14 protein-coding genes are annotated in these 17,175 nt (G+C 70.9%); 8 read left to right on the plus strand and 6 right to left on the minus strand.

Annotated elements, in window-relative coordinates:
• Position 1: 1 nt before the first annotated feature.
• The 3 genes from epsY to epsZ all read right to left on the minus strand — a co-directional run bounded on the left by epsY (position 2) and on the right by epsZ (position 4,023).
• Positions 2–649, minus strand: coding sequence for an exopolysaccharide export protein EpsY (gene epsY, locus D187_RS06590; RefSeq protein ID WP_002631074.1), 648 nt, complete (start codon positions 647–649; stop codon positions 2–4).
• A complete protein-coding gene (locus D187_RS06595) occupies positions 646–2,217 on the minus strand; it encodes a flippase (protein WP_002631075.1) in 1,572 nt (523 codons plus the stop codon). Before D187_RS06595 ends, epsY begins: the two co-directional genes overlap by 4 nt.
• Positions 2,218–2,439: 222 nt before the next feature.
• Positions 2,440–4,023, minus strand: a complete 1,584-nt coding sequence (gene epsZ, locus D187_RS06600) for an exopolysaccharide biosynthesis polyisoprenyl-phosphate hexose-1-phosphate transferase EpsZ (protein WP_438356941.1) — start codon at positions 4,021–4,023, stop codon at positions 2,440–2,442.
• Positions 4,024–4,495: 472 nt separating this feature from the next.
• Between epsZ and D187_RS06605 the strand changes: the two genes are divergently transcribed.
• The 4 genes from D187_RS06605 (at position 4,496) to D187_RS06620 (ending at position 8,563) form a co-directional block, all read left to right on the plus strand.
• The gene (locus D187_RS06605; RefSeq protein ID WP_002631079.1) at positions 4,496–5,470 is read left to right on the plus strand and encodes an NADPH:quinone oxidoreductase family protein; all 975 of its coding nucleotides are present in this window, start codon (positions 4,496–4,498) and stop codon (positions 5,468–5,470) included.
• A 116-nt stretch (positions 5,471–5,586) separates the two neighbouring features.
• Positions 5,587–7,224, plus strand: coding sequence for a long-chain fatty acid--CoA ligase (locus D187_RS06610; RefSeq protein WP_002631081.1), 1,638 nt, complete (start codon positions 5,587–5,589; stop codon positions 7,222–7,224).
• A gap of 83 nt (positions 7,225–7,307) precedes the next feature.
• Positions 7,308–7,982, plus strand: coding sequence for a hypothetical protein (locus D187_RS57515; protein ID WP_245591624.1), 675 nt, complete (start codon positions 7,308–7,310; stop codon positions 7,980–7,982).
• Positions 7,979–8,563, plus strand: coding sequence for a hypothetical protein (locus D187_RS06620; RefSeq protein ID WP_002631085.1), 585 nt, complete (start codon positions 7,979–7,981; stop codon positions 8,561–8,563). The genes D187_RS57515 and D187_RS06620 overlap by 4 nt, the downstream gene beginning before the upstream one ends.
• A 7-nt stretch (positions 8,564–8,570) precedes the next feature.
• On the opposite strand, the gene D187_RS06625 is transcribed toward D187_RS06620, so the two are convergent.
• Both D187_RS06625 and D187_RS49525 read right to left on the minus strand, forming a co-directional pair.
• Positions 8,571–10,316, minus strand: coding sequence for an aminotransferase class V-fold PLP-dependent enzyme (locus tag D187_RS06625; protein ID WP_002631087.1), 1,746 nt, complete (start codon positions 10,314–10,316; stop codon positions 8,571–8,573).
• 105 nt (positions 10,317–10,421) lie between these two features.
• The gene (locus tag D187_RS49525; protein WP_002631089.1) at positions 10,422–11,279 is read right to left on the minus strand and encodes a hypothetical protein; all 858 of its coding nucleotides are present in this window, start codon (positions 11,277–11,279) and stop codon (positions 10,422–10,424) included.
• A 143-nt stretch (positions 11,280–11,422) separates the two neighbouring features.
• Between D187_RS49525 and D187_RS06635 the strand changes: the two genes are divergently transcribed.
• Both D187_RS06635 and D187_RS57525 read left to right on the plus strand, forming a co-directional pair.
• Positions 11,423–12,076, plus strand: coding sequence for a hypothetical protein (locus tag D187_RS06635; protein WP_002631090.1), 654 nt, complete (start codon positions 11,423–11,425; stop codon positions 12,074–12,076).
• A 93-nt stretch (positions 12,077–12,169) separates the two neighbouring features.
• Entirely contained in the window at positions 12,170–13,897 is a 1,728-nt protein-coding gene (locus D187_RS57525) for a sensor histidine kinase (protein WP_002631091.1), read from the plus strand.
• A 7-nt stretch (positions 13,898–13,904) separates the two neighbouring features.
• Here the strand turns inward: D187_RS57525 and D187_RS06645 are convergent, their stop codons facing one another.
• The gene (locus D187_RS06645; RefSeq protein WP_002631092.1) at positions 13,905–14,909 is read right to left on the minus strand and encodes a glycosyltransferase family 4 protein; all 1,005 of its coding nucleotides are present in this window, start codon (positions 14,907–14,909) and stop codon (positions 13,905–13,907) included.
• 171 nt (positions 14,910–15,080) lie between these two features.
• Between D187_RS06645 and D187_RS06650 the strand changes: the two genes are divergently transcribed.
• Entirely contained in the window at positions 15,081–16,412 is a 1,332-nt protein-coding gene (locus D187_RS06650) for a DUF763 domain-containing protein (protein WP_002631094.1), read from the plus strand.
• Positions 16,413–16,574: 162 nt separating this feature from the next.
• Entirely contained in the window at positions 16,575–17,168 is a 594-nt protein-coding gene (locus D187_RS06655; RefSeq protein WP_002631095.1) for a DUF2378 family protein, read from the plus strand.
• Positions 17,169–17,175 lie beyond the last annotated feature (7 nt).

The following is a 17,175-nucleotide window of genomic DNA, read 5'->3' on the forward strand; positions in this document are numbered from 1 at the left end:
TCTACTCCACCACCACCACGTCGCCCGTCTTCAGGCGGAAGGTGGCGGCATTGCCCTCGTTGCGGCTGAGGTTCTCCCAGGTGAAGCGGATGCGCACCGGCTCCTGGTTCTGGTAGCCGGGCTCGCGGCGCAGCACGTAGATGGCGTCCTCGCGCGCGTAGTCGGTGAAGCCGCCGGCCTCGGAGATGGCCTGCAAGAGCCCCGCGCCCCACTCGAGCTTCTTCTGGCCCGCGTTGCGCACCTCGCCCAGCACGGACACCCGGATGAGCTGCGCCTCCTGCACCATGACGGTGACGACGGGGTTGGCCACCAGCTCCTTGAGCTTCTGCTCCACCGCGCGCGCGAGCGCCGCGGGCGTCTGCCCGGCGGCATCCACGTCGTTGATGAGCGGCAGGCTGATGCGGCCGTCGTCGCGCACGCGCGGCCGACTGGAGATGCGATCCTGGTTCCACACGTTGACGTCGAGCAAGTCCCCATTGCGGATGAGGTAGCTGTCGTCCTGCTGCGACGGCGGGGGCTCGCGGTAGTCATCCACCCAGACGAAGCGGCCGGGGTGGTAGCAGGCCGAGACGAACAGCAGCGCGGCCAGGGCGGCCAGGCGCGCGACACGGCACCGGGCGGGACTCAGGGGGGACGGAAGGGTCTTCATGCGACGCGCTCCTCCGGGAGGGGGGACTGCGCGGTGGCGGTGGACTCGCGGCGAGCCTTCACCCGGCGCACCAGCGCGAGCACCTCGTCCCAGCGCAGCGCGCCGGTGACGAGGACGAGGGACAGGTAGACGGCGCCATCCACCACCAGCCGGGCGAGCCCGCGCCCCAGGTCGCGCGCGTCCAGCCCCGCGCGGCCCAGCAGCAGATGGACGACGGTGACGGCGGCGCACACCCCGAGCGTCTTGCCCACCACGGCGAGCCCCCGGGCGTCGAAGGCCCGCGAGCCGATGGCGCCCACGAGGATGAGCGTGACGATGACCTCGCAGATGGCGAGCGACAGGGCGGTGGCGCTCGCGCCGCCCGCGGGCCCGAGCCGCGCGAGCAGCAGGGGGATGAGCAGCAGGTTGAGGGCGGGATTCATCAGCGCGGCGAGGAGGGAGGTGCGCGTGACCGTCCAGGTGCGGCCCGCGGCCATGAGCCAGCTGCCACACACCGTGGCCACGTAGGTGAGCACGAAGATGGGCGCGAGCAGCCGCAGCACCGGCGCGGCCGGCAGGTAGGCCTGGCCGATCATCAACCGCACCCACGTCTCCGCGCCCAGCGCGAGCGCCAGCGTCACCGGCACGGACACCACGAGGATGCCCTCCAGGCCCCGGCGCAGGAGGCGGGTGGACTCCTCGGGCGAGCTCGCCGCCGCGCGCGACATCATCGGCAGGAGCACCCAGCCGAGGATGGGCGAGAGCAGCATCGTCATGCCGGCGATGCCCCACACGGCGTTGTAGTAGCCCACCTCCGTCTTGTTGGCCACGAGGCCCAGCAGGCTCACGTCCACGCGGCCATTGGTGGCCAGCGCCGCGTCGTTGAGGAAGAAGGGCAGGGCGGCCAGCAGCGCCGTCACCGTGGAGCGCACGTCCAGCCGCAGCTTCAGCCCGGCATGCGCGCGCGTGAGGTGGAAGAGGTAGACGGCCTTGAAGACCTCCGCGCCGATGAAGGGCGCGGCGAGCCAGGGCAGGGGCAGCCGCAAGAGCAGCACCAGCAGCATCCCGCCGCCCCAGATGCACTTCATGGCGACGTGCGCCACCGACAGCCCGTCCACCTGCTCGCGCGCGTGCAGCACCGCGGCGAGGATGGCATTGAGCCGGTAGAAGAACTGGTAGCCGCCGAGCAGCAGGGCCAGGCGCTGCACCTCGGGCGGCTCGCCGCTGGCGCGCATCACCCACCACATGGCCCCCGTCAGCCCCAGCGCGAGCCCCACCTGCAACAGCAGCGTGCCGCCGAAGAACTCGCTGGCGTGCTCGGGCCGGACGGACACCTCCTTGCGGATGTAGACGTCCAGCCCCAGCGCGCTGAGCACGAAGAACGCTCCGGAGAAGCCGTCCGCCCAGCCGTAGCGGCCAAAACCCTCGGGCCCCAGGTAGCGCGGCAACACCATGCGCATCACCAGCGCGATGCCATACGTCACCAGCAGCGAACCGCCCAGCTTCAGGGCGTTGCGCAGCGAGGTATGGGCATCTACCTGGGGAGAGACGGGCTCGGCCCTGGTGGGCGCCGCGCTCGTGGGAGGCATGTCGATGACGGATTCCTCGATGAGAAAGTCCGTGCAGTGAACGACAGCGGTGCCCCCTCGTCAAACTAACGGCTACAGGTCTGTAGGGCCGGCGGGCGGGCCCGGGCTCGCTTCAACCGGGGCGGGCGGGCGGACTCGCCGCGCCCTGTTTCCCTCGGGAGCATGCCTCTTTTCCGGGCCGGGGGAGCGCGCATTGGGGCTCCCCCCGCGGCCCGGTGACCGCTAGCTCGCGCCGCTGCCGGTGATGACCACCGGCACCGTCTTGAGGATGAGGTTGATGTCGTTCTTGAGGCTCCAGTGGTCGATGTACTGCATGTCCAGGTACATCCAGTTCTCGAAGGAGATCTGGTTGCGGCCGGACACCTGCCAGATGCAGGTGAGGCCCGGGCGCACCGACAGACGGCGGCGCTGCCAGGCGGCGTACTTGGCCACTTCCTTGGGGATGGGCGGACGCGGTCCCACCACGCTCATCTCGCCGCGCAGCACGTTGATGAGCTGGGGCAGCTCGTCGATGGAGTACTTGCGGATGAAGCGGCCCACCCGGGTGATGCGCGGGTCGTTCTTCATCTTGAAGACGGGGCCCGTCTGCTCGTTGAGCGCCTCCAGCTTGGCCTTGAGCTCCTCGGCGTTGACCACCATGGAGCGGAACTTGAGCATCCCGAAGGTCCTGCCGTGCAGACCCACGCGCTCCTGCCGGAAGAAGACGGGACCGCGGCTGGTGAGCTTCACCGCCAGCGCCACCGCGATGAGCAGCGGCGAGAGCATCAGCAGCGCCGCCGCGGAGCTGACGATGTCGAACAGCCGCTTGAGCGCCATCTGGTGCGGCTGGAAGGCGTGGGTGACGAAGTGCAGGTAGCCGTCGGAGATGGCGTTGTCATCCACCGGCCGCGCCCGGTCGAAGCGCATCTGGTAGGCCGGCAGCGCGAACGGGATGCCGAACTTCTCACACACCTTCACCGCCGCCTGCATCTCCGTGTGGTTCTTCACGATGTTGCCGGAGATGTAGACCTCGTTCACCGGCACCGTGCTCAGCACGCTCTCCAGGTCCTTCGTCGTGCCCAGCACGGGCGCCGGGGTCTCCACCGCCGCCTCGCCGCCGAACTTCAGGTAGCCGACCACCTTGCGGCGGTGCTTGTGGCGGAGATCCTCCCCGGTGAGCCGCCCCATGGCGCCCACGCCCAGGATGAGCACCTCGTCCAACGGCTCCTCGCGCACCGCCAGCCGCCGGAAGACCAACAGGCGCAAGAGCGCCACCGAGGGCCACAAGAGCGGCGGAAACAGGCTGAGCGCGACGATCCACGACTCGGTGCCCATCAACAGCCGGGTGAGGAAGAGCACCACCGTGACGGCCAGCACCTGGATGGAGATGAGCGCGAGATCATCCAGCCGCTCGCGCTCCGCGAAGCGCGCGTCATACAGGCACAGCGCCGTGCCCGCCACCAGCCAGGAGATGACGCCCACGCCGAGCAGCACCCACACGTCCGTGCGCTCCAGACGGAGATCATGCCCCATGAGCGTCGTGGCGGTGAGCAGCGCCGTCACCACGAGCACCACGTCCGTCACCAGGTTCAGCTTGGCGGTGAAGCCGGGGGCGAAGCGCGAGGGGGGAACGGTGGCCGGAGGCGGCGGCACCACCGAGAGCGGCACCGGGGGGGTGGGCGCGCTGCCCGCCCCGGGCGCGAACGGATCCACCGCGGAAGCCACCACATTGGAACGAGCGTCCGCTCCCGCGGGCGCGTCCGTTGTGCGTGGCTCGCTGGAGGGGGCTCCGACTGGTGAGGCGGTTCGCATTGCTGAGCCTGTCATGAATTGGGATCGAGGCGGTTCTGATGATAGAGGATCGCACCGTCCGCCAGAAGCGGGGACGACCCCCTCTGTTCAGATGCGGCGGACTCCAAGATTTCCGTTGTCGCCAGCGTAAGAGGTTGGACGGAAAGTCGTCAACCTTATCTGAACTCGTCCGTTCCCACTGAAGTCGGCACTGGGGCAGCCGAGCACTCGGGCACCCCCCACCCACCTGGACGGAGCCGCTCCATCGCTCTTGACGGAAGGGACGTGATGGGTTCCATCCGCGTCCATGGGAGAGGCCCACGCATGCGCTCGCACATGTGCATGTACATGCGGAGGAAGTGGTCATCCGTCGGGGCAAGTGGTTGGGTGAGAGGTGCCGCCGGGAATCCCTGGCATTTCCGAGGTTCCTTGTCAGCGATTGGAATCGTGTAGCCTCGCCGGCCCACACCCACGCGGTCCGCGCGGTGACGGGCCGGGGAGAAACACCATGCGCGCGTTGCAGCTCGAGCGGTTGGACGGTCCCGAGGGATTGAAGCTGGTGGAGCTGCCCGAGCCCGAGGCGGGGGATCAGGTGCTCATCGACGTGGTGGCGGCGGGGGTGAGCTTTCCGGATCTGCTGCTGTCGCGGGGCCAGTACCAGATGAAGCCCGCGCTGCCCTTCGTGCCCGGCGTGGAGGTGGCGGGGGTGGTGCGCAGCGCTCCAGAGGGGGCGCAGGTGAAGGTGGGACAGCGGGTGATGGCCTTCACGATGCTGGGGGGCTGGGCGGACGTGGCGGCGGCGGCGCCCTCGCTGACGTTTCCGATTCCCGAGGGGTGGAGCTTCGAGGCGGCGGCGGGGACGGTGCTCAACTACCACACGGCGCACTTCGCGCTGCACCGCCGGGGCCGGCTCGAGGAGGGCGAGACGGTGCTGGTGCTCGGCGCGGCGGGCGGGGTGGGCACGGCGAGCCTCCAGGTGGCGCGAGGCGCGGGCGCGCGGGTGCTCGCGGTGGTGAGCAGCGAGGAGAAGGCGGAAGTGGCGCGCAGCGCGGGCGCGGACCGGGCCTTCCTCTCCAGCCAGGACTGGGTGGCGCAGGTGAAGGAGGCGACAGCGGGGCGGGGCGTGGACGTGGTGGTGGACCCCGTGGGCGGGGACATGTTCGACCTGAGCCTCAAGTGCCTGGCACCCGAGGGCCGGCTCCTGGTGGTGGGCTTCGCGGGCGGGCGCATCCCCGAGGTGAAGGTGAACCGGCTGCTGCTCAAGAACGTGGACGTGGTGGGCGTGGCCTGGGGCGGCTTCCTCGTGCAGGAGCCCGGCATCTCGGCGGACATCGCCCAGGCGCTGGCGGTGCTCGCGGAGAAGGGCTTCGTGGAGCCCGTGGTGGGCCGGGTGCTCCCCTTGGAGCAGGCGGCCCAGGGCCTGCGGGAGCTGGAAGCGCGCAAGGCCACGGGCAAGGTGGTGCTGCGGCTGCGCGAGGCGTGAAGTCCGCCGCGCCCGTGTGACTTCGTGCGTCATCCCCCGGGGCACCTTCCCGCGAGTACTCCGGGGCTCGGGGGCCCGGTAGCATGAGCGCCCTCTTTCCGCCGCGAGGTGCACCGATGCTCACCGGACGCATGATGGACTTCCCGCTCACGCTGACCCACTTCCTCGAGCGGGCCCGGACCTACTTCGGCTCCTCGGAGATCGTCAGCCGGCGGCCCGACAAGTCGCTCCAGCGCTCCACCTACGCCGACTTCTGTCGGCGCGCGGCCCGGCTCGCCCATGCGCTCACCCGGCTGGGCGTGAAGCCGGGGGACCGGGTGGCCTCGCTGTGCTGGAACCACCAGCAGCACCTGGAGCTGTACTTCGCCGTCCCCTCCATGGGCGCGGTCCTCCACACCCTCAACCTGCGCCTGCACCCCAACGACCTCGGCTATATCGCCCGGCACGCCGAGGATCGCGTGCTCGTCGTGGACCGCTCGCTCCTGCCGCTGCTCGAGAAGTTCATCGCCACCGTGCCGAGCGTCCAGCACGTCCTCGTCGTCCCGGACGACGGCCCCGTGCCCGAGGGCCGGCTCGACTACGAGGCGCTGCTCGCGGCCGAGCCGGACTCCTTCGCCTTCCCCCCGCTCGAGGAGCGCTCCGCGGCGATGCTCTGCTACACCTCGGGCACCACCGGCCACCCCAAGGGCGTGCTCTACTCGCACCGCTCCATCGTGCTGCACTCGCTCGCCGAGTGCATGAGCGACACCATCGGCGTGGGCGAGGCGGACACCATGCTCCCCGTGGTGCCCATGTTCCACGCCGCCGCCTGGGGCCTGCCCTTCAGCTCCTTCTTCACGGGCGCGAAGCTCGTCTTTCCGGGGCCGCACCTGGACCCTTCCTCCCTGTTGGACCTCATGGCCCAGGAGCGCGTCACGCTCGCCGCGGGCGTGCCCACCATCTGGCTGGGCATCCTCGCGCTGTTGGATCAGGAGCCCAAGCGCTGGGACCTGCGCTCGGTGCGCTCGATGTTGATTGGCGGCGCGGCGGCGCCCCCGGCGATGATCGAGGGCTTCCTCCACCGCCATGGCCTCGTCGTCACGCATGCCTGGGGGATGACGGAGCTCAATCCCGTGGGGACGCTCGCCCGGCCGCGCCGTCAGCACGAGCAGCGCCCCCAAGCCGAGCGGCTCGCCCTGCGTGCCACCCAGGGCTACGCGGTGCCCTTCGTGGAGTTGCGCCATGTGAGTGATTCGGGACAGGTGTTGCCCTGGGATGGCACCACCATGGGCGAGCTGGAGGCGCGCGGCCCCTGGGTGGCCTCCTCGTATTACGGCGACGAGGGCGCGGATCGGTTCACGGCGGACGGGTGGTTCAAGACGGGCGATGTCGTGACGATCGACGCCGAGGGGTACGTGCGCATCACGGATCGCTCCAAGGACGTCATCAAGTCCGGCGGCGAGTGGATCAGCTCGGTGGCGCTGGAGAACGCCCTCATGGCGCACCCGGCGGTGTTGGAGGCGGCCGTGTTCGCCGCGCGCCACCCCAAGTGGGACGAGCGGCCGCTGGCCGCGGTGGTGCTCAAGCCCGGCCAGTCGGCCACGAAGGAGCAGCTCATCGCCCACCTGGAGCCGCACTTCGCCAAATGGTGGCTGCCGGAGGACTACGTCTTCCTGCCGCAGATTCCCCGCACCTCCACCGGCAAGTTCCTCAAGACGAAGCTGCGCGAGGACCTGGGCGACTACCTGCTCAAGGCGTCACGGGGAGGCAGTTGAGCGGGCGACATACGCCCTTCCTCTGAGGTAGCGCCTTGAGGGAGGTGGCGCCTTGAGGGCCCGGCAAGGGTAGGGTGCTTCACATGGCTTACACTTGTCGGCTTTCGCGCCCGCTCTGGGGCGTACTCCTGTGGGCGTTGGTCTCGGGCTGCGCGACGGGCTCCGCGTCGCTCGAACCGGTTCGCGAGGAAGCGGTGGAGGTGATGCTCCCGCCCGCCGTCGAGGAACTCTCCCACTTCGTGCTCATCCTCCAAGAGGGCACGGACGGCGGGATGACGCACGCATGGCGCCGGGCCGAGCTGTTCGACCTGTCCGCGTACAAGCGTCCGTCACGAAGCCGGGGCACGGAGGGGGAGGTCGTGTTCGCTTCCATGCGGCCACGCGACTGTCACGCGGAACACCTCGAGTGTGTCGAGAAGTGCATGGCGCGTCCTCTTGCTCGTGGGTACGGACACCTGACGAGGGGCAGGGGAAAGGGAGCCAAGGAGGAGTTCTGTAGGGACGAGTGCCTGCGGCCCTATCTCGATTGTGAGGAGGCGCAGGGGCGTCAAACCCACGAGTTCTCGGCCACGGACAAGGCCGTGGGTTGGTTGACGGACAACCGCCAGGCGCTTCTCGCGGGAAGCGTGGTGGTCATCGCGGGTGTGGTGTTCGTCACGGTGTCCGGGGGAGCGGGATTGTTCGTCCTCGTGCCCGCGGTGCTCCTGTCCGATGCGGGCCTCGGGGTCGATGCTCACGCTCTGGTGGCCATCCAATGACCATCCAAAAACGCATCCTGCGAGTGCAGGAGTTGCTCGGGTTGGCTCATGAAAACGCCCAGTCTCCCGAGGACAAGGAGTTGCTCCTCACGGCCATCGAGGCGCTCTGGTTCATCTGGCGCAACGGGCAGCTCTACGAATTCGAGGAGTACTACGAGGACGAGGGCGCGAATGCTCCTGCCCGGATCATCGCCGCATTCGACACCTTGGAGGAAGCTCAGGCCTGGCTGAAGGTGCGTCCCATTCCGCCCGACATGGCCCATGTGCTGATCGCGAACGAGTACCACATCGTCATGTCCTCGGCCGATCGCCAGAAGCGCTACCTCCCGCCATCTGCCACGCTCGCCTACCACATCGCGGAGATGACACGTGACGGGCTCCCTCCGGCCGTGGCCCACTTCGCTACCCGGGAGGAGGCGTGGGACTGGTTCAAGGCCCAGGCCGCGCCACCTCTCCAGTCCGTCATCCAGATTGGTGGCGAGCACTACCTGGCGGTCTACTACCGCAACATCCAGCACCGGGCCCTCTTCCCCTTCTCCGTCGTCGACATGCTCAAGAGGATCTCTTCCCCAGCGCCTTGAGGGAGCCTCAGTCCTTCGTGGCTTCCATCCACTTGTCCGCGCAGCGGCCGGCGAACTCGGCGCTCACCACGTCCCCCTTCACCTGGTAGCGCCCGCGCCACTGCCGGTCCCTCACCTTCCGTACGTACTCCAAGAGCCGGTCCACGTCGCTCTCGTCGTTGTACAGGCCCACGCTCGCGCGCACCGCCCCCGTGGGCACTTCCCCTCCCGCCGCCTTCGCCCCCGCCGCGAGCAGCTTGTCCATGTACAGGTGCGAGCAGAAGCGTCCATTGCGCACCGCGATCGCTCCCTCCTCGGACAGCACCGCCGCCGCCAGCAGATCCGACACCCCGTCCACGTTGAAGGTCGCCACCCCCAGGCGCTTGTGCGCGTCCGGCGGCCCGTACAGCGTGATGCCCTCCAGCTCCCGCAGCCCCCGGAGCATGCGCTCCATCAGCCGCACCTCGTGCTCCCGCACCTCCTCCATCCCAATGGCTTGCAGGAAGGCGAGCGCTCGCGCCATGCCCACCACCCCCGCGATGTTGGGCGTTCCTCCATGGTGCCGGTCCGGCGCGGGAAGGTACTCGGCGCCATTCGCCGTCACCCGCGAGGCCGTGCCTCCCCCTGGAATGTACGGCGCCACCTCGCTCATCATCGCGCGCGGTCCATACAGGAAGCCCGCCCCAAAGGGCGCGTAGGCCTTGTGCCCCGCCCCCGCCAGGAAGTCGATGTGCTCGGGGTGGTCCAGATCGCGCACGTCGATGGGCATGCGCGCGAGCGCCTGGGCCGCGTCCACCAACACCAGCGCGCCGTGCTCGTGCGCCAGTCGCGCCACCCGGCGCAGGTCCGGCATCACCCCGGTGACGTTGGAGCCCGCCGTCACCGCCACCAGCTTCACCCGGTTGCCCCGCAGCAGCTCCTCCAGGTGCCCCAGGTCCAGCTCCCCCTCGTCCGTCACCCGCGCGCGCAGCGTGGGGCCCCGCCGACGGTGGGGCAGCTCGTTGGAGTGGTGCTCCATCTCCGTGGTGACGACCAGGCCCGGCCGCTCCGCCAGCACGTGCGCGCACAGGTCGATGGCCTGCGTGGTGTTGCTCGTGAAGCAGATGGTGCCCCGCTGCAACTCGGCCCCCACGTGGCGCGCGATGATGCCGTAGCACTCCTCGAAGCGCTCGGTGGCCTTGCGCGACAGGTGGTGCGTGCCCCGGTGGATGTTGGCGTACTCGCGCGCCACGAACTCGGTATACGCCCCGAGCACCGACGAGGGCGCGTGGGTGCTCGCCGCGTGATCCATGTACACGAGCGCCCGCTCCCCCTCGCCCAGCACCGGCACGCACCGCGCCACGATGGCGAACTCGCGCCGCACTTCCTCCCAGCCGAGCTTCTTCCCCGGCGGCGGACGCACCCCGGCTCCCCCGGTGATGGGCAGGCCCAGCCGCCGCCAGCGCTCGATGCCACCCGCCAGGCTGCGCACCCGCGTGTAGCCCATCTTCAGGAGCACGTCCGCCGCCAGCGCCGAGCGGTTGCCCCCGCCACAGTAGACGACCACCGGCGTGTCGCTCCGCGCCACGTGCTCGCGCACCCGCAGCTCCAGCAGGCCCCGCGGCAGGTGCACCGCGCCCTCCAGCGCTCCCCCCGCCGTCTCCTCCGCCTCGCGCACGTCCAGCAGGACCATCTCCTGGCGGGACGTGCCGTGGTGCAGTTCCTCGGCGGCGATCTCCGGCACGCGGCCGAGCGCGTCCTTGACGAAATCTTCGAGTGTCCAGGGCTGTGTCATCGGTGTCTCCCAGTAGGGCCCTCGAGGCTGGTCCGCTCTTCGCGGAAGAGGGCTTCGGGGTGGGTTCCTGATACCACGCGGGAGGCGCGGCGCGAGGCCGGTGGCTCAGAAGCTCAGGCCCACGCCGGCGAACGGGCCGCCGATTCCCTCCGTGTGGACGACACGGTCCACCAGCCCGCGATCATCCAGGTACAGCCCCCGCCAGCCCCCGCGCACGGAGAGCGCGCCCAGGTGCAGCGCGAGGCCCATCTGTCCGTCCACCTGCAGGTGCGGCAGGGGCACCCATTGGATCCGCCCCTCCAGGTCCAGGGCGCCGAAGAGGCAGCGCTCGAAGGACAGCGCCAGGCTCGGCCCCACGAAGGTGGCGTCCGGCGCGCGCACCGCCGCCACGCCCGTCTCGATGCGCAGCCGGCCCCGATGGCTCACGGCCGCGGCGTACGTCACGTGGGCGTCCGCCAGATACAGCCGATCCCTCCCGCCCACGTCGTCCTCCGCCTTCAATGACAGCCCACCCAGCCGCGTGGCGATGCCCCAGCGCTCCTCCTCCAGCCCGAAGTTCAGGCCCAGCGCATGGCCCTGCCTCGCGGACTGCGCCTCCACTCCCAGTCGCACCAGGTGGGTGGAGCCCTCCTCCTCGGGTTGCTCCGGGCGGCGCGCCGGGTAGTCGCGGTGCTGGCGATAGGCGGCGACGAAGGCGGCCCCGGGGACCCACCCGGCCCTCGGGACGATCAGCCCCCGCCGGGCACGGGTCGCCGGGGGCTCGGCCCGGGGCGCCGGTGCCGGGCTCTCCGGCTCCGTCCGCACGGGCGAGGCGTCATGGGTGCTCGGGCTCCGGGACTCCGAGGCGCGGGCGTCTCGCGGAGTGGAGGTGCTCGACCCGCCGAAGCGCGCCTCGGCGAGCGGGGCGGTGAAGAAGCATCCCGCCGCGAGCGCGGCGCACCACGTGGATCTGGAAGATGGCATGGGAGGACCTCCGAGCCCGCGCATCTCACCACGTCCCCGGCCCCCTGTTGCCCCTGGATGGTGCAATGTCCCACTCATGAACACCGCGCCGCCGGCAACGTTCGCGGGGAGGCACATGAGATGCTCCGCGGTGAGGTGACCTCATGTTGTTCTTCGACCTGGAGGCCTATGCCCCTCCGGACGACCGCACCGCGAGCCGCGGCTCGCTCATCGTGAACCCCGCGCGGCCGGGGCATGTGCTGCTGGGAGGTGCTTTCTACAGCAAGCGTTTCGCGGACCCCATCCCCGAGGCGCCGCGCATCGATGGGTTGTGGCTGTGGCACTTCGGGTCCGAGGCGGCGCTGCTCGGCGCCATCCAGCGGCGCTTCGAGGAGGAGTGGGAGCGGCAGCGCGCGGAGAACGCGCGCATCCTGGGCAAGCCCGCGGTGGACCTGGTCGTCTGCGGCGCGGGCATCACCAAGTTCGACCTGCCCGCCCTCTACTGCCGCTCGCTGCTGCACGACACCGCCCGCGCGGCCGACTGGTTCGAGCTGTTCTTCAAGGCGCGGCCCATCGACCTCGCCCACGAGGCGAGCTTCCTGTTTCCCGAGGAGCCCGTGCTCTATCCCAAGACGACGCGGGAGATGGCCGGGCGCCTGGGCCTGCGCGAGCGCAAGGGTTCGAGCAAGGGCGTGTGGGAGAGCTACGAGCGCGGTGACCATGGCGCCATCGAGCAGCGCACCGCGGAGGAGCTGCGGCTGGTGCTGGAGCTCTATGCGCGCCTGCAGCAGCGGGTGGTCGGCGCCGCGCGCCCGTGAGTGTCCGCGAGGAGCGGCTCGGCCCCCCCCTCGCGTGCCGGTGGTGCTCCATGAGAGCATGGGGGGCGTGCCGGGGGTCTCCGAGGAGTGGCCATGACGATTCGCGCCAGGATCCTGCTGGTCGCGGGGGTGGCGGTCACGCTGGTGTGCCTCATGGCCCTGCTCCTCTATTCCGGGGCGAGCCGGGGCCAGCGATTGCGGCAGCAGTTGGCGTCCATCCAGAATCAGATCGACAGCCTCGAGCGGCTGCATTCGTTCGCCTGGCCCTTTCTCAACCAGCTCGCCCAGGCGCGGCAGAACCAGGAGGACACCGGGCTGGTGCTCCGGGAGATGACGGCCCTGGCGGAGGCGGCGTCGGCGCGGCTCATGGAAGGTCAGACCCTGGAGCTCAAGGGGCGCGTGCTGGCCGGCGTGGACTGGTCGGAGGTGGTGGCGGAGCGGCAGCAGCAGCAGCAGCAGCAGGAGATCCAGCGGATGCTGCTCGCCTGGGCGGCCCTGGCGGAGCGGCGCGTGCGCGAGCTGCCCCCCTCCGTGCCCGTGGCGCCGCAAGTGGAGTGGTTGTTGTATTCGGAGTTCGAGCAGACCGTGGGCCGGCGCATCGTGGAGGCACAGGGCAAGGAGCGCGCCGAGGCGGCGTCGCTCCAGGTGCTGCTGGACGACCACGTGTGGCAGGCCCGGTGGGTGGCGGTGTTCGTGCCCACCTTCGGCCTGCTGCTCATGGGACTCGTCACCGCCGCCATCCTCGCCCCCTTGCGCCGCTCGCTGCGCGAGCTCACCGCCGTGGCGCGGCGCATCGGCCAGGGGGACTTCGACATCGACGCCGCCACCTCCGCCGTGGCCCGGGACGAGCTGGGCATGCTCTCGCACGCCATCGGCCGCATGGCGCGCGAGCTGCGCGAGTCCCTGGAGGAGAAGCAGCGGATGATCCGCGCCGAGGCCGAATCCTCCGAGCGCGAGGCCCTGCGCTACCAGGCCCTGCTGGAGGACACCGTGCGCGCGCGCACCTCCGAGCTCGCCGAGGCCAACGCCCGTCTGCGCGAGAGCCTCCAGGAGCTGCAATCCACCCAGGAGCAGCTCCTGGCCGCCGATCGGCTCGCCTCCGTGGGTCGGCTCGCCGCGGGCGTGGGCCATGAAATCAACAACCCGCTCGCCTTCATCCTCAGCAACCTGCGCTTCGCGCACCAGGAGCTGACGGCGTTGAGCGGCGCGCCGAGCGAGGAGCTGCACCAGGAGCTGGTCTCCGCGCTCGCCGAGGCGAACGAGGGCGCCGAGCGGGTGCGCCTCATCGTGCAGGACTTGAGGACGCTCGCGCGGCCGGACGAGGTGGCGCTCGGCCCGGTGAGCGTGGCGGAGGTGGTGCGCAGCGCGGTGAAGATGGCGCGGCACGAGACGCGCGACCGGGCGCTCCTGGTGGAGGAGTGCGAGGGCGTCCCCCCGGTGCACGCCAACGCCGCGCGCCTGGGCCAGGTGTTCCTCAACCTGCTCATCAACGCGGCGCACGCCATCGAGCCGGGGCGGGTGAAGGAGAACGAGATTCGCGTGGTGGCGCGCATGTCCGGGCCCGGCCGGGTCACCGTGGAGGTGCGCGACACGGGCGCCGGCATTCCCGCCGAGCACCTGCGGCGCATCTTCGATCCGTTCTTCACCACCAAGCCGGTGGGCGTGGGCACCGGGCTGGGGCTGTCGGTGTGCCACCGCATCATCACCTCGCTGGGCGGAGACATCCGCGTGGAGAGCGAGCCCGGGCGGGGCACGTGCTTCTTCGTCACGCTGCCCATGGCCGCGGACTCCCAGCAGAGCGCCTCGACGCCCGCGGCCTGAGCGGGTCTCAGCGCCCCAGGGCTTCCTGGTACACGCGCCAGAGCGCCTGGGCCTCGTGCGCCACGCCGAAGCGCGCGCGGGCCTCCTCGGCGGCGGCGCGGCCCACGGCCCGGGCGCGCTCGGGCTCGCGCAGCAGCAGGCGCAGGTGCTCGCGCAGCGTCGTCACGTCCCCGGGGTCGAAGAGAAAGCCCGTGCGCCCGTGCTCGACGAGGGCGGGCACGTGGGGCAGCCGCGTCGCCACCAGGCAGCACCCGCTCGCCATGGCCTCCAGCAGCACCATGCCGAAGGACTCGGCGTGCGAGGGTTGCACGATGATGTCCATTCCCTGGTACCAGGGCACCACGTCCGCGTGCTCGCCCGCCAGCACCAGGCCGTCCGCGGTGGAGGCGCGCAGCTCGTTCGCCCACGCCCTGTCCTTGCGGCCCCGCGCCTGCCCCACCAGCACGGCCCGCCACTCGGGAAACTCGGAGAGCAGCGGGCGCACCGCCTCCACGAAGTCGCCCTGGCCCTTGGGAGGACGGATGCGCCCCACGACGCCCACGCCGTGTCGGCCGCCCAGCCCCAGTGCCTTCCAGGCGGCGTCGCGGTCCGCTGGGGGCACGAAGCGCGCGAGGTCCACCCCGTGGCCGATGCGCGCCGAGGGAATGCCCATCCACTCGGCGCCCTGGGCGTTGAGGGTGATGAGGCGTTCGGCCCTGCGGGCCAGCAGCCGCGTGAGGCGCCCCGGCCTGGTGCCCCCATGGCGCGTGTAGACGAGTCGCACCTGGCGGCTCAGCAGCCGCAACAGCAGGCCGACGAGCATCTCGTTGTTGCGGTGCGCATGCCAGACGACGGGCTCCTGGCGGAGGCGCCGCCACAGCTCGCCCCAGGCGATGCGCGGCACGTGGGCCGCCAGGTGCCGGCCCAGCGCCCGCGTCTCCGAGGTGCGCGCGAGCTCCGACACGACGACTTCGGTATGGGCCGTCACGCCGGTGCGGCGCCGGTGGAAGTGGGGGTGCACGACGAGTGTCATGGCCGTCGCTTTCTCTAACACAGGCGGCCGGGGGGCTGTCCGGGGAGCGGCCAGCCCAGGGGCGGGTCACGGCCCTCGGAGAACAAGGACCCGAGGCACGAGGTTGACTCCAGTATGTGACTTTTGAAGTCCCCTTTGAAGCCCCTTTCGACGTCTCCCTCGGAGTCCGCCATGGCACGCACCGGTAGCGCGGATCTTCCGCTGCATTCGGGCCGGGTGCCGGACTGGCTCGCCGAGCGCATGGCGCGCATGAGCCGCGTGCTCGTGGAGGCGCTCGTGCTGCACTATGGCCGTCACGAGGTGCTGCGCCGGCTCGCGCACCCCTTCTGGTTCCAGTCGCTCGGGGCCGTCATGGGCATGGACTGGCACTCCTCGGGTGTCACCACCACGGTGCTCGGCGCGCTCAAGCGAGGGCTCACCCCCGGGGGGCGCCAGCTCGGGTTGTATGTCGTGGGCGGCAAGGGCGTGCAGGCGCGCCGCGTGCCCGACGAGCTGAGCATCATCGGCGACCGGGTGGGCATCGACGCCCCCACGCTCCTGCGCGCCAGCCGCCTCACCGCCCGCGTGGACAGCGCCGCGGTGCAGGATGGCTTCGAGCTGTACTCCCACAGCCTCATCCTCGCGGACGACAACGCGTGGGCGGTGGTGCAGCAGGGGATGAACCCGGAGGCCCGGCAGGCCCGGCGCTACCACTGGTTGTCCGAGGGCCTGTCCAGCTTCGTGGAAGAGCCCCATGCCGCCATCGACGGGCCGTCCCAGGGCGTCATCGTCAACCTCACGGACAAGCGCGCCTCGCGCACGCGCGCCGCGCTGGTGGAGCTGGTGTCCCAGGGGCCGGACGTGGTGACGGGGGCGTTGCGGCAACGGCTCCCCCAGCCCGCGCCCCGGCCCGTGACGCCGGTGCTGCCCCACCTGCAACTGCCCGTCCACGAGGAGGTGACGCACGAGGATGTGGTCCTGCGCCGGCTGCATGGCACGCTCGCCGCCGCGGCCGAGCAGGGCCCGCGCGACTTCGCCGAGCTGCTGCTCACCCCCGGCGTGGGCCCCCGCACGGTGGCGGCGCTCGCCAGCGTCGCGGAAGTCCTCCATGGCACGCCCTCGCGCTTCACGGATCCCGCGCGCTTCTCGCTCGCGCAGGGAGGCAAGGATCGGCACCCCTTCCCGGTGCGGCTGGACATCTATGACGAGACGCTGCGGGTGATGCGCGCGGCGGTGGACGCGGCCCGGCTCGGCAACGACGAGCGGCTCCAGGCCATCCGCGAGCTCGACAGGCAGGCGCGCCGCCTCGAGGCCGTGGCCACCGGGCCCTCCTTCGACGAGCTCGTCCAGGCGGGGTGGGCGGATGCCGGGGAGCTGCTGCCCACCGATGCGCCGCCCCGCCGCTTCTCGCGCTCCTCCAGCGCGCACCGGGCGCGGGCGCCCCGGAGTCCTCCCCGGAGCCAGTTGGAGCTGCCGGGCCTGTCGGAGGAGGGCGCCGGTGAGCCGTCCGCTCCCTCGGGCTAGGGGTCGGTTCGGGTCCTGGATGTGTCGGGGGAGGTGCGCACCCGGGCCCGGGGTCAGGGCCGCCCCGTCCAGCTGCTGCATGGGAGGGAGCCGAGTGCTCCCCGTTCAAGCAGACAAGAGCGACTTCCCACCACGGAGGTGGGCGCGATATAGCGATGCGTCATGTCGGATACCCCGCTTGTCTTCAATCACACCGTCCAGGGACTGTTCTCCCGGGCCTTCCCCCAGGGTGTGCCCGCGTTGCTCAAGGAGAAGCTGCGCGCGGCGGGGGTGGACCTGGACAGGCCCCTGTTGCCCGCCTACCCCATCAAGACGTGGAGCCAGTGCATCGCGCTCAGCGCTCCGGTGGCCTTCCCCAACGAGCTGCCCTCGATGGCGTGGCACAAGCTGGGCGAGCGGATGATCGACGGCTACCAGGAGACGATGATCGGCCGCGCCATGTTCGCCTCGCTGCGGCTGCTCGGGCCCCGGCGCATGTTGCAGCGGGCCAAGCGCAGCTTCCGCTCGGGCAACAACTACACCGAGGTCCAGTTCACCGACGTCTCCGAGACGGAGATGGACCTGTGGTTCAACGAGACCGACGAGGTGCTGCGCCACTTCACCGCGGGCCTGGTGATGGCGGGCATGCGCATGGGCGGCGCCGAGCTGCCCCAGGTGGGCATCCTCCACACCGACTCCCGGGGCGTGACGTTCCGGGCCACGTGGGCGCAGAAGGGGGCCTCCGCCCGGGCCCATGCGGGCGGCCCTCCCGCCTGAGCCGGAC

Origin of the sequence: Cystobacter fuscus DSM 2262, assembly GCF_000335475.2 — a bacterium.
Taxonomy (GTDB): Bacteria; Myxococcota; Myxococcia; order Myxococcales; family Myxococcaceae; genus Cystobacter; species Cystobacter fuscus.

Excerpts from the sequence above, each read along its gene's own strand:
- epsY (WP_002631074.1), bottom strand. The coding sequence starts at position 649 with ATGAAGACCCTTCCGTCCCCCCTGAGTCCCGCCCGGTGCCGTGTCGCG.
- D187_RS06595 (WP_002631075.1), bottom strand. The coding sequence starts at position 2,217 with ATGCCTCCCACGAGCGCGGCGCCCACCAGGGCCGAGCCCGTCTCTCCC.
- epsZ (WP_438356941.1), bottom strand. The coding sequence starts at position 4,023 with ATGACAGGCTCAGCAATGCGAACCGCCTCACCAGTCGGAGCCCCCTCC.
- D187_RS06605 (WP_002631079.1), top strand. The coding sequence starts at position 4,496 with ATGCGCGCGTTGCAGCTCGAGCGGTTGGACGGTCCCGAGGGATTGAAG.
- D187_RS06610 (WP_002631081.1), top strand. The coding sequence starts at position 5,587 with ATGCTCACCGGACGCATGATGGACTTCCCGCTCACGCTGACCCACTTC.
- D187_RS57515 (WP_245591624.1), top strand. The coding sequence starts at position 7,308 with ATGGCTTACACTTGTCGGCTTTCGCGCCCGCTCTGGGGCGTACTCCTG.
- D187_RS06620 (WP_002631085.1), top strand. The coding sequence starts at position 7,979 with ATGACCATCCAAAAACGCATCCTGCGAGTGCAGGAGTTGCTCGGGTTG.
- D187_RS06625 (WP_002631087.1), bottom strand. The coding sequence starts at position 10,316 with ATGACACAGCCCTGGACACTCGAAGATTTCGTCAAGGACGCGCTCGGC.
- D187_RS49525 (WP_002631089.1), bottom strand. The coding sequence starts at position 11,279 with ATGCCATCTTCCAGATCCACGTGGTGCGCCGCGCTCGCGGCGGGATGC.
- D187_RS06635 (WP_002631090.1), top strand. The coding sequence starts at position 11,423 with ATGTTGTTCTTCGACCTGGAGGCCTATGCCCCTCCGGACGACCGCACC.
- D187_RS57525 (WP_002631091.1), top strand. The coding sequence starts at position 12,170 with ATGACGATTCGCGCCAGGATCCTGCTGGTCGCGGGGGTGGCGGTCACG.
- D187_RS06645 (WP_002631092.1), bottom strand. The coding sequence starts at position 14,909 with ATGACACTCGTCGTGCACCCCCACTTCCACCGGCGCCGCACCGGCGTG.
- D187_RS06650 (WP_002631094.1), top strand. The coding sequence starts at position 15,081 with ATGGCACGCACCGGTAGCGCGGATCTTCCGCTGCATTCGGGCCGGGTG.
- D187_RS06655 (WP_002631095.1), top strand. The coding sequence starts at position 16,575 with ATGTCGGATACCCCGCTTGTCTTCAATCACACCGTCCAGGGACTGTTC.